This is a genomic window from Pseudomonas putida, from assembly GCF_050989985.1.
Taxonomy (GTDB): domain Bacteria; phylum Pseudomonadota; class Gammaproteobacteria; order Pseudomonadales; family Pseudomonadaceae; genus Aquipseudomonas; species Aquipseudomonas putida_AI.
Genome location: NZ_CP158815.1, coordinates 2,188,413 through 2,200,316, shown reverse-complemented (window position 1 = coordinate 2,200,316; position 11,904 = coordinate 2,188,413). Strand labels below are relative to the sequence as shown.

Annotated in this window: 9 protein-coding genes and 1 pseudogene; 7 read left to right on the top strand and 3 right to left on the bottom strand. The window is 64.3% G+C overall.

Translation table 11 applies throughout. The features are described 5' to 3' along the window. Positions 1 to 26 precede the first annotated feature (26 nt). Positions 27 to 863, bottom strand: a complete 837-nt coding sequence (locus ABTV29_RS10270) for an IclR family transcriptional regulator (protein WP_433769961.1) — start codon at positions 861 to 863, stop codon at positions 27 to 29. Positions 864 to 1,108: 245 nt separating this feature from the next. Between ABTV29_RS10270 and ABTV29_RS10265 the strand changes: the two genes are divergently transcribed. From ABTV29_RS10265 to ABTV29_RS10235, 7 genes are all read left to right on the top strand, one after another. Beyond that, positions 1,109 to 2,134: an ABC transporter ATP-binding protein gene (locus ABTV29_RS10265; RefSeq protein ID WP_433769960.1), complete on the top strand. Its 1,026-nt coding sequence runs from the start codon at positions 1,109 to 1,111 to the stop codon at positions 2,132 to 2,134. Further along, entirely contained in the window at positions 2,131 to 3,000 is an 870-nt protein-coding gene (locus ABTV29_RS10260; RefSeq protein ID WP_433769959.1) for an ABC transporter permease, read from the top strand. The genes ABTV29_RS10265 and ABTV29_RS10260 overlap by 4 nt, the downstream gene beginning before the upstream one ends. Positions 3,001 to 3,006: 6 nt before the next feature. Then, positions 3,007 to 3,801 (top strand): ABC transporter permease, encoded by a 795-nt coding sequence (locus ABTV29_RS10255; RefSeq protein WP_433769958.1) that lies wholly within the window; start codon positions 3,007 to 3,009, stop codon positions 3,799 to 3,801. Positions 3,802 to 3,808: 7 nt separating this feature from the next. Beyond that, positions 3,809 to 4,099, top strand: a complete 291-nt coding sequence (locus ABTV29_RS10250; RefSeq protein WP_433769957.1) for a (2Fe-2S)-binding protein — start codon at positions 3,809 to 3,811, stop codon at positions 4,097 to 4,099. Between the two features lie 694 nt (positions 4,100 to 4,793). Beyond that, complete coding sequence (locus ABTV29_RS10245) at positions 4,794 to 6,149, top strand: FAD-dependent oxidoreductase (protein WP_433769956.1); 1,356 nt, start codon at positions 4,794 to 4,796, stop codon at positions 6,147 to 6,149. Continuing rightward, positions 6,146 to 7,261 (top strand): NAD(P)/FAD-dependent oxidoreductase, encoded by a 1,116-nt coding sequence (locus ABTV29_RS10240; protein ID WP_433769955.1) that lies wholly within the window; start codon positions 6,146 to 6,148, stop codon positions 7,259 to 7,261. The genes ABTV29_RS10245 and ABTV29_RS10240 overlap by 4 nt, the downstream gene beginning before the upstream one ends. 16 nt (positions 7,262 to 7,277) lie before the next feature. Then, positions 7,278 to 8,324 (top strand): ABC transporter substrate-binding protein, encoded by a 1,047-nt coding sequence (locus ABTV29_RS10235; RefSeq protein WP_433769954.1) that lies wholly within the window; start codon positions 7,278 to 7,280, stop codon positions 8,322 to 8,324. A 165-nt stretch (positions 8,325 to 8,489) separates the two neighbouring features. Here the strand turns inward: ABTV29_RS10235 and ABTV29_RS10230 are convergent, their stop codons facing one another. Further along, positions 8,490 to 9,461: a Csu type fimbrial protein gene (locus tag ABTV29_RS10230; protein WP_433769953.1), complete on the bottom strand. Its 972-nt coding sequence runs from the start codon at positions 9,459 to 9,461 to the stop codon at positions 8,490 to 8,492. Next, positions 9,458 to 11,814: pseudogene (locus ABTV29_RS10225) on the bottom strand (fimbria/pilus outer membrane usher protein). The gene ABTV29_RS10230 and the pseudogene ABTV29_RS10225 overlap by 4 nt, the downstream one beginning before the upstream one ends. Positions 11,815 to 11,904 lie beyond the last annotated feature (90 nt).

Sequence of the window (11,904 nt, the reverse complement as noted above, 5' to 3'; positions counted from 1 at the left end):
GCTCCCACAGGGGATTTGTGTAGATTTCAATTCTGGCCGAACACCTGCGAAGGCCGCCGCAACAACGGATCGAACGGATTGATCCTCGGCCCGATCGACGCCGCTTCGCGCTTGAGCATCTCCACCACCGTCGGCAGGCGATCCGGGCCCAGGCGATCGGTCACGGTCGCCACGCTCAGCGCCGCCACCGCCCGGCCTTCGCGGTCGAGGATCGGCACCGCCACCCCGGCCATGCCCTGCAACACCCCGGTGTTGCGTCCGGCGTAGCCGAGCTTGCGCACATTCTCGACTTCCGAGCGCAGGAAAACCTCGTCATACAGATGGAAATCCTTGAGCCGCGGCAAGTTGTAGTGGATCACCGTGTCGCGCTCTTCCTCCGGCAGGAACGCCAGGATCGCCAGGCTGCCCTGGCCCACGCCCAGCGCCACCCGCCCGCCGATGTCACCGGTAAAGGTACGGATCGGAAACGGCCCTTCACTGCGATCCAGGCAGATCGCATCGAAGCCGCTGCGCGCCAGTAGAAACAGCGAATCCCCCAGGGACGCCGACAGCCGCAGCAGCGACGGGCGCACCAGTTCGCGCAGGTTGCCGCTATTGCCTGCACGGGCAGCGAGGGCGAAGAAATCAAGGCTCAGGCGGTAGCGCTTGCTGCGCGCGTCCTGCTCGACCATGCCCTCGTCCATCAGGCTGCGCAGCAAGCGATGGGTCGTCGGCTGCGACAAACCGATCTGTTGCGCCAGCTGCGTCACCCGCTCGCCGCCCTCGACCGTGTCGCCCAGCGCCCGCAACACGGCAAACAGCCGCGAGACGGCGCCCACACCAACTTCATTTTTGTTTTCATTCCGCTCAATGGAATCTGACATGGGATTTCCCTATGATTAATTTACTCACCGAATGAAACTGAAAATAGTCATCGATTCAGTGAAATAGGTCATTGAGCCCATCCTAGTCTTCGTCCTAATCTGCGTCCAGACAGGGGCGATTCGAACAACAGCGGCAGCCGACTCAAGTCGAGCGCCAACGCACCCCGCAAACATTTTTTCGTATCTGCCCATACAAAAAAGCGCGCCCCAGGCTGCGCATAACAATCTCAGGTGGAGGCGCAGTCATGGCTTTTTTGCAACTTCAGAAACTTGGCAAACGCTACGGTGAAATCGACGCCGTGGTAGCCACTGATCTTTCGGTCGAGAAAGGTGAATTCGTTTCCCTGCTCGGCCCCTCCGGATGCGGCAAGACCACCACCCTGCAAATGATCGCCGGCTTCGTCGAAGTCACCAGCGGGCGCATCGTGCTGGACGGTCGCGACATCACCCACGCCAAGCCCGCCAGCCGAGGCCTGGGCGTGGTGTTCCAGAGCTATGCACTGTTCCCGCACATGACCGTCAAGGACAACGTTGCCTTCGGCCTGCGCATGCGCAAGGTGCCGAACGCCGAAATCCAGCAGCGGGTGGATCGGGTACTCAAACTGGTGCGCCTGCACCAGCACGCCGAGCGTTATCCACGGGAGTTGTCCGGTGGCCAGCGCCAGCGTGTCGCCCTGGCCCGAGCGCTGGTGATCCAGCCGCCGGTGCTGCTGCTCGATGAACCGCTGTCCAACCTCGACGCCAACCTGCGCGAAGAGATGCAATTCGAGATCCGCCGCATCCAGCGTGAAGTGGGCATCACCACGCTGATGGTCACCCACGACCAGTCCGAAGCCCTGTCGATCAGCGACCGCGTGGTGGTGATGCAGGCCGGGCGCATCACTCAAATCGACGCGCCTTACACCCTCTACGAACACCCGCGCACCGAGTTCATCTCCGGCTTCGTCGGCAAGGCCAATCTGCTGCCCGGCGAACGCGACAACGCTGGCGTGGTGCAGGTGTGCACCTATGGCGCCGGTGAGCTGACCCTGAGCCTGCGCCCGGAAAAGATCGATCTGCGTGAGGCGGGTGCCGGTCGCCTGCAAGGCAAAATCAGCAGCCGCTTCTTCCTCGGCAGCCAGTGGCTGTACGGCGTGTCGACGAGTCTCGGCGAGCTGTGCGTGGTGCGTCGCAACGACGGCTCGGCGCCGCTGAACGAAGGCACGGCAGTAGGCCTGGATTGGGATGCGACACTCTTGCGGGTGCTGAGCATCGATGAGGTGACGGCATGAGCACCCTCGCCGCCATCCGCCAGGGGCGCCAGGGTTACTGGCTGTCGGCACCGGCCCTGGCGCTGTACGTCAGTCTGCTGGTGATTCCGCTGTTGCTGACCCTGGTGCTGTCGTTCAACGTCTTCGACTACGGCTCGGGCATCAACGCCGATGCCTATACCGCCGAGCATTACGGCAGCCTGCTGGGCGATCCGTACTTCTACGAGATCTTCCTGCGCACCCTGTGGATCAGCGCGCTGACCACGGTGCTCTGCGTGCTGATCGGCGTGCCCGAGGCCTACATCCTCAGCCGCATGGGCACCCCGTGGCGCTCGATCTTCCTGATTCTGATCCTCACCCCGCTGCTGATTTCGGTGGTGGTGCGCGCCTTCGGCTGGAGCCTGTTGCTCGGTGCCGACGGCCTGGTCAACCAGGTGCTGCAAGCCCTCGGCGGCTCGCCGATGAAGCTGTTGTACACGCCGTTCGCCGTGGTGATTGCGCTGGTGCACGTGATGCTGCCGTTCATGATCATTCCGGTCTGGACCTCGTTGCAGAAGCTCGATCCGGCAGGCCCGCAGGCTGCGATGTCGCTGGGCGCCAGCCACTTCACGGTGATACGCCAGGTGGTGTTGCCGCAGATCATGCCGGGGATCCTCTCCGGCACCCTGATCGTGTTCGGCCTCGCCGCCAGCTCCTTCGCCATTCCCGGTCTGCTCGGCGGACGCCGCCTGAAGATGGTCGCCACGCTGATCTACGACCAGTACCTGTCGGAACTCAACTGGCCCATGGGTGCCGCCATCGCCGTCGCCCTGTTGCTCATCAACCTGCTGATCATGCTGTCGTGGAACCGCATGATCGAAGGCCGCTACAAGAAGTCATTGGGGTAATTCGCCATGTCCAGGAACGGTCCTTTCGCCCTGTTTTTTCATGCGCTGGTGGTGGTGTTCATGCTTGCGCCGCTGGTGGTGGTGTGCCTTGTCGCCTTCACCCCGGAGAACACCCTGAGCCTTCCGACCAGTAATTTTTCCCTGCGCTGGTTCCGCGCCGTGTTCGAGCGTGCCGACTTTGTCGATGCGTTCTACAACAGCCTGATCCTGGCGTTCAGCGCGGCCTCGCTGGCCACCTTGATCGCGGTGCCGGCGGCGCTGGCGATCACCCGCTTCGAATTCCCCGGCCGGGGTTTCTTCAACGGGCTGTTTCTGTCGCCGATCATCATTCCGCACCTGGTGCTGGGGGTGGCGTTGCTGCGCCTGTTCGCGCTGATGGGGGTCAACGGAAGCTTCGCCTGGCTGATCTTCGCCCATGTGCTGGTGATCACCCCGTACGTGCTGCGGCTGGTGCTGGCCTCGGCCATCGGCCTGGACCGCAGTGCCGAACACGCCGCGCAATCGTTGGGGGCCGGGCGCTTCACGCTGTTTCGCCAGATCACCCTGCCGATGATTCTGCCGGGGGTCGCCGGGGGCTGGCTGCTGGCGTTCATCAACAGTTTCGACGAAGTCACGCTGTCGATCTTCGTCACCTCGCCGGCCACGCAGACCTTGCCGGTACGCATGTACGTCTACGCCACCGAGTCCATCGATCCGATGATGGCAGCGGTGTCGGCACTGGTGATCGCGCTGACCGCGCTGACCATGATTCTGCTCGATCGGGTCTACGGCCTGGATCGGGTCCTGGTGGGCAAACAATGAGGGCGCCATGGCTCTGCTGAAACGACTGGCCGAAGGCGACCGCCCGGCCCTGGACTTTACCCTCGACGGCCAACCCGCCCGCGGTTTGCTGGGCGACACCGTGCTGACGGCGGTGTTGACCAGCAGCGAACACCTGCGCGGCAGCGACTTCAGCGCCGAACCCCGCGCCGGCTTCTGCCTGATGGGCGCCTGCCAGGACTGCTGGGTTCGCCTGGGCGACGGCCGCCGGGTGCGCGCCTGCTCGACCCTGCTTGAAGCCGGACAACAGATCAACCGCGAGCCGGGGCGATCGATATGAACCTGAATTCCATCTGCACAAACCCGATCCCCTGTGGGAGCGAGCTTGCTCGCGATAGCGGTCTGCCTGTCACCACCGATATCGCCTGTGCCGCCGTCATCGCGAGCAAGCTCGCTCCTACAGGGGTTCTGCGTCGACCACAAAAAATGCGGCAATCACCGATCCCCTGTGGGAGCGAGCCTGCTCGCGATAGCGGTCTGTCTGTCACCACCGATATTGCCTGTGCCGCCGTCATCGCGAGCAAGCTCGCTCCTACAGGGGTTCTGCGTCGACCACAAAAACTGCGGCAATCACCGATCCACTGTAGGAGCGAGCTTGCTCGCGATAGCGGTCTGTCAGCCACCACTGTTGTTGCCTGTGCCGCCCTCATCGCGAGCAAGCTCGCTCCTACAGGGGGTCTGCGTCGACCACAAAAACTGCGGCAATCACCGATCCACTGTAGGAGCGAGCCTGCTCGCGATAGCGGTCTGTCTGTCACCACCGATATTGCCTGTGCCGCCGTCATCGCGAGCAAGCTCGCTCCCACAGGGGGGCTGCGTCGACCACAAAAACTCCGGCAATCACCGATCCACTGTAGGAGCGAGCTTGCTCGCGATAGCGGTCTGTCTGTCACCACCGATATTGCCTGTGCCGCCCTCATCGCAAGCAAGCTCGCTCCCACAGGGACTTTGTGTCCATCAGAAATGAGGTGCGCATGAAGCCTGTCGTCATCATCGGTGCCGGTCCCGCTGGTATTCGTGCCGCGCAGACGCTGGTGAGCCACGGTGTCACTCCGGTGTTGCTGGATGAAGCCGCGCGCGGTGGCGGGCAGATTTATCGGCGCCAGCCGGCCAATTTCAAACGCTCGCCGGTCAAGTTGTATGGCTTCGAAGCACGCAAGGCCAACGCCCTGCACCAGACCATCGACGAGCTGCGCGAGCAGCTCGACTATCGCCCCGACACGCTGGTGTGGAACGCCGAGGACGGTGCCCTCGACACCTTGCACGAGGGGTGTGCCGCGCGGCTGGAGTTTTCCCGGGTGATCGTCGCCACCGGCGCCACCGACCGGATTCTGCCGGTGCCCGGCTGGACCCTGCCCGGCGTCTACAGCCTCGGCGCGGCGCAGATCGCCCTGAAGTTCCAGGGCTGCGCCATCGGCGAGCGCGTGGTGTTCGCCGGCAGCGGTCCGTTGCTGTACCTGGTTGCCTATCAGTACGCCAAGGCCGGGGCGAAGGTGGTCGCGGTGCTCGACAGCTCACCCTTCAGCGCCCAGGCCCGCGCCCTGCCCGGCCTGCTGGCGCAACCTGCCACACTGGCCAAAGGCATCTATTACCGAGGCTGGCTCACCGCCCATGGCATCCCGGTGCATCAAGGGGCAACCCTGAAAACCGTCGAGGGTACGGACCGCGTACAAGCGCTGTCCTGGTGCGACGCAAAAAACCAGCACCGACTGGACTGCGATGCCGTCGCCTTCGCCCACGGCCTGCGCAGCGAAACCCAGCTCGCCGACCTGCTCGGCTGCGAATTCGCCTGGAACCCGCTCAACCGCGCCTGGCTGCCGCAACGGGACGATGCCGGGCGCAGCAGCGTCGCCGAGGTCTACCTGGCCGGTGACGGCGCAGGGATCATGGGCGCCGACGCCGCGGAAATGGCCGGCGAGCGTGCCGCCCTGGCGCTGCTGGAAGACATCGGCTACCTGATCCCGCCAGAACGTGCCGAGCAACTGGAACAGGCACTGCAACGCATCGGCGATTTTCGCCAGGGCCTGGAGCGCGCCTTTGCCTTCCCCGAGGGCTGGGCCGCCGAAATCGCCGACGACGTGATGGTCTGCCGCTGCGAAGAGGTCCGCGCCGGTGACATTCGCCAGGTGGTGCGCGAAGGCCACTGGGAAATCAATCGGGTCAAGGCCCATTGCCGGGTCGGCATGGGTCGCTGCCAGGGCCGCATGTGCGGCGCCGCCGCCGCGGAAATCATTGCCTGCCAGAGCCATCGCGCGGTGTCCGAGATCGGGCGGCTGCGGGCCCAGGCGCCGATCAAGCCGCTGCCTTTTGGCCTGGAGATCGAAGCATGATCGAAGTCGACGCAGTGATCATTGGCGGCGGCATCGTCGGCGCTTCGGCGGCGCTGTTTCTCGGCATGGCCGGCCGGCGCGTGGTGCTGCTGGAACGGGACTTCTGCGGTTCGCATTCCAGCGGCGTGAACTATGGCGGCGTGCGCCGTCAGGGCCGACCGTTGTCGCAACTGCCGCTGTCGCAACGCTCTCACGCCATCTGGGGGCAACTGCCGCAATTGATCGGCATCGACGGCGAATACCAGCGCAGCGGTCACCTCAAACTCGCACGTAGCCTCAGCGATTTGCATGCCCTGCAGGACTATGCCGACAGCAGCCAGGGCTTCGGCCTCGACTTGCAGGTGCTTGATCGCAAGCAGCTGCGCGCACGTTTCCCGTGGGTCGGCGAGGTGGCAGTGGGTGCCTCGTATTGCCCGGATGACGGCCACGCCAACCCCAGGCTTGTGTCCCCGGCGTTTGCCCGGGCGGCGCGGCACCATGGCGTGCAGGTACACGAACAATGCGCGGTCACGGCGGTGGAGCACGACGGCCAGCGCTTTCGCGTGCGCACGCAAACCGGCCTGGAGCTGCACGCGCCCTGGCTGTTGAACTGCGCCGGCGCCTGGGCCGGCACCCTCGCCGCGCAATTCGGCGAGCCGGTGCCGATGCATTCCGGGCACCCGGCGATGCTGGTCACCGAACCGCTGCCGCTGGTGATGGATGCCAGCACCGGCGTCGAAGGCGGCGGCATCTACGCGCGCCAGGTCGCGCGGGGCAATTGCGTATTGGGCGGCGGCCAGGGCTTTGCCCTCGACGACGCCCGCGCCCGCCCCGGTCAAGGTGCGGTATTGGAAATCCTGCGCCAGGCCGTCGAGCTCTACCCGTTTCTTGAAGGTGCCCAGGCCATTCGTACCTGGAGCGGCACCGAAGGTTATCTGCCCGATCGCCAGCCGGTGATCGGCCACAGCCGTACCCAACCCGGTCTGTTGCATGCGTTCGGCTTTGCCGGCGCCGGTTTCCAGATCGGCCCGGCGGTGGGCCAGGCGCTCACCGAGATCATCTGTAGCGGCGCGTCAAAGACGCCGCTGGATGCGTTTTCCATCACCCGGTTTCAGTCCATCTCCGTAGCTTGATAGAGGAAGGTCGCCAATGAATAACGTCAAACGCACTGCTCTGCTCGGTTTGTCCTGCATGAGCGCCCTGCTCGCCGTCACTTCGGCCCACGCCGAGCCGACGCTTTACCTGGGCATGAACGGCGGGACCATGGAGCGGCTTTACGCCGACAAGGTGCTGCCGGCTTTCGAAAAGGCCAACAACGTCAAGGTGGTGATCGTGCCCGGCACCTCCGCCGATATCCTGGCCAAGGTCCAGGCCAGCAAGGGCAATCCGCAGATGCACGTGATGTTCCTCGACGACGGAATCATGTATCGCGCCATCGGCATGGGCCTGTGCGACAAGCTCGAAGACAACCCGACCCTGGCGCAGATCCCGGCCAAGGGACGGATCAAGGATCAGGCGGTGGCCGTCAGCCTCGGCGTCACCGGGCTGGCCTACAACACCCGCCTGTTCAAGGAAAAAGGCTGGAGCGCGCCGACCTCCTGGATGGACATGGCCGACCCGCGCTTCAAGGACAAGGTGGTGTTCCAGTCGATGGCGTCCTCCACCTTCGGCCTGCACGGTTTCCTGATGTTCAACCGGATTCAGGGCGGCAGCGAAACCAACGTCGAACCGGGCTTCAAGGCCTGGCCGAACAGCGTCGGGCGCAACGTGCTGGAGTACATTCCGAGCTCGGCGAAAATCTCCGAAATGCTCCAGACCGACGAAGCCGCGCTGTTCCCGCTGACCCCGACCCAGGTCACCGCTCTGAAGCTCAAGGGCATGCCGGTGGAATACGCCCAACCCAAGGAAGGCGCCGTGGTGCTCAACGTCGCCGAATGCACCATCGCCAACAACACCCAGCCGGAACTGGCGCAAAAACTCGCTGCCTTCCTGCTGTCCCCTGAAGCCCAGGCCACTGCGCTGGAAGATGGCGACCAGATCCCGTCCAACCCGAACACCCCGACCAGCGACCGCACCCGTGGCCAGGTCGAGGCGATGAAGCAGTACCTGCAGACGGCGATTGCGGTGGATTGGGATCAGGTCAACGAACAGCGCCCGGAATGGAATGCGCGGTGGAACCGGAGTATCGAGCGGTAGATCACTGCCACAAACGACGCATATCCCTGTAGGAGCGAGCCTGCTCGCGATGGACGTCAACGATAACGCGCCCTGTCTGAATGAACGCGTTACCCGGACGTTTTTCGCGAGCAGGCTCGCTCCTACAGGGGATCGAGGGCGTCTGGAAAATCAGGGTGCCTGCCTTCAAAACCCCACATCCAGCACCACGCTGTCCAGATACGTCCCTGCCGGCGGCGTGGCCTGGTCGGTGTAAATCTTCGCGTTGTAGTTGAACACCTGGCTCCCCGTCCCCAACCCGTTCCCCGGATTGATCTCGGCATCCGAGCTGGCCCGGCGCGCGCCGCCCACACTTCCCCAACGCGTGGTTCCGGCACTTTTGAAGATGTCGTAGGCCAGATAATTGCTGCCGGAAATCATCCGCCGCCGCCCGCCGACACTGACGGCGTTCTGGCCATCGCTCAGGCCAACGGTGTAGGCGCTGCCCTTGGTGCAGGCCAGGTTGATGGTCTGCCCGGTCACAGGAGCAAAGGCGCTGACCACCGGTGCGCTGCCGAAGGCGATGTTCGGCGCGGTGATCGTGCAGTCGTTCGCCACGGTCAGGTTGACCGTCAGGGTCGTGGTGCCGCTGGCGATGTCGCGTCCCAGGCAAAGGCCGCCAACGCCGATGCCCGAGCAATAGTTCCAGTTCCAGAAAATGCTCAGGGTCTCGGTGTAGACCCCGGCAGCCACGTTGCTGCCGATGGTGGTGCCGAAATACAGCGGCACGGTTTTCGGCACCGTGCCGCCGAGCAGGCCCAGTGCATCGATGATGCCGTTGCGCGCGAAGTCGTAAGCGGTGCCGCGAGTCAGCGGGTAGCTGGTGCTGTTGTTGGCGTAAATCGTGTAGCCGATGACATCGCCGGAGGGCCCGAGCAAACCGCTTTGCGTCGAAGTGACGGTGGCCCAGAAGTGATCGTTGCTGCTCAGCAATGTCAGCAACGAGCCGGTGCAGCTCAAGCCGCCATTGAGCGTGGAGCCGGGTTGCGATGTGGTGCGCACGGCAATCGAACTCAGTAAACCGAAGCCGACTGGCGTCGTGCTGACCACCGAGCACAGGGCCCAGGCCGACCCGGGCAGCCACAGCGCCAACGGCAGCAGAATCTTCAGCGCATTCATTGACACACCAACGGCCCGATCAGGGGCACCTGATCCTGCTTCAGGTCGGCGCTGAACTGCACGTGACAGGTTTTGCCATCGGCCAGTGTCACCCGCAGATCGTTCTGTTGTTGCAGGTTCTCCAGGTACACCAGACCGTCCCAGCCCACCACCGTCTGCGTGCCGCTCTGCTCATGCACCACGGCGCTGCCCAGGGGCAGTTCCTGCTGCCGGGCGTCCACCAGCACGATGCTCGCGGCGATCACTCGGCTCAATGGAAACTCCAGCAAGTAACCGCTGCCGCGCCTGACCGCGATGCGTTGTTCGACGTTCGGGCTGCGCACGTTGGCTGGCAGGTTCAACGGGTCGATTTCGTACTTGCCGCGGTAGTAGGCGCTGCTCCAGGGCACTAGCAGGTGGCCGTTTTTATCGGTCTGGCCGACGGGCTGGTTTTCGTAGCGCACCGGCACGTCGGCGTAGCCATCGGTGCTGACCACCACGAATGCATCGTCGATGCGATTGGCGGCGAACAGCTGACGGTCCATCCACACCAGCGAACCGCTGGCATCGGCCCAGCGGGTTCAGCCTCGCTCGTGCCGTAGACCCCGGCCTGCAACTGCACCGATTGCAGGCGCCAGGTCAGATCGGCCTGACGATAATCCGGCCCGTCGCCCTTGGCGTAGCCGAGATTGAAGCCCACCCCGCCCTCGGTCGGTACGGCGCGGCTGTAGTTGATCCGTTGCTGGCTCTGCCCGCTTTTGCTGCGCTCGCTGCTGATGGCCAGGCTGCCGCGCAGGTCGAACGGAATCACCAGTTGCGCCTGCACCGCCCAGTTGCTGTCGCCGATCTCGCGGTTGGCCGACAGGTAGAAACTGGTGCTGCGCCACAAGGGTTTGCTCCACGTCAGGTTGAGCAGTCGGGTCCGCGAATCGTCCGCCGCGCGCACGTCGAAGTAGCCCGCGCCGAGGCTGCCCCACTCGTCGAGGTTGAGGCTCAGAGTCGCCTGTTCACTGCGCTTGCTGAGGGTCACGTAGGGCGTGTCGACCAGCGTCAGGTCCGCGTATTGATCGCGCCGTTGCAGGCGCTGCCAGGAGAAGCTGTAGCGCTGGTTGCTGTACTGGTAGCCGAGGCTCAGTTGCTGCCCGCTTTCGCCTTCGAAACGGCTTTGGCTGACGGCGCTGTTGAGCACGCCGTAATTGCCCAGGCGCACGTTGCCGCCGATGCCGCCGAGGGTCAGGGAATCGGAGGCTTCGGCGTGGCTTTCCAGGGTGAAATGGTCACTCAGGCCATAACGCAGGCTGCCGGAGGTGACGCCGGGGCCGTAGCTGAAATCCCGCAGGCCGTAGTCCTGGCGCAGGGTGCCCGCCGCCACGGAAAAGTCCGACAGACCCTTTTGCAGCAAACTGCTGGTGACGTAGAACGGCACGGTGGTGGAGACCTGGCGCCCCAGTGCGTCGGTGGTCACCACCACGGCTTCGCCGGCACCGTTGATGAACGGGATATTGGTCAGGGTGTAGGGCCCTGGCTGCAAATCGGCGCTGCTGGATTTGTAGCCGTTGATGAACAGGTCCACCGAGGACGGCACCGCGGCTTCCCCGGCGAATTGCGGCAAGGGATAGGTCACCAGGTCCGGGCGCACGCCGAAATCCCGCGACAACTGCACCCCGCCCAGGCGAACCGAACTGCTCCAGGGCAAGGCGCCGCTGACCAGGTCACCGGCCTCGTAGGTCAGCATTCGGTCATCGTCGGAGTAACGCCAGGTGGTGTCATAGCGCAGGTAACGATTATTCAGCGTGCCCAGCTCATCCCCGGACAGGGTGCGGCGATATTGCCCGGTATTGGACAGCGTGCCCCAGCTGTCAAACAGCCGGACCTCGTTCCACGCCGCCAGGTACGTGCCGGCATCGTCGGTGTCGTTGAGGTACAGGTCATAGTTGAGCAAGGCGCCGAAACTGCTCAACGCCTCGGTGCGCGGATAGACCTCGCGCCGGCCGATGAACTGCTCGGGCAGCCAGTCCGGCGGTACGTCGAGCAGCAGCCGCTGAGCGTTGCTGTCGTACTCGCTGTGCAGCCCCGGCAGCTGGTCGAGGCCGACTTCCGCGCCCGTGTCCGGCGGCAGTTTCATGCCGGTGTCACGCAACGCGCTGGCAGGGATGAAGAACTGCCCGTTGCGCTGTTCCACCGCCACGACCCGTCCGGTGTTCATCTGGTTGACCACCAGTTCCAGAAACAGCTGCGCATCGGCAACAGCCTCCATGCCGCTGGGCGGAGGCGGCAAGTCACCGGCCTGCGCGTGATGAACGAATGCCAGGCAACAGGCACAGCCAACGACCCACAACGGACGCTGCAAACTGCGAGCCCTACCCTGGCTCATTACCGCTTTTTGTCCGTCAATGGACCTTGTCCTCCTTACAACTCCTGACCGCGACTTGGCGCAATTTCAGGGTCTACTGTGGCGAGGGAG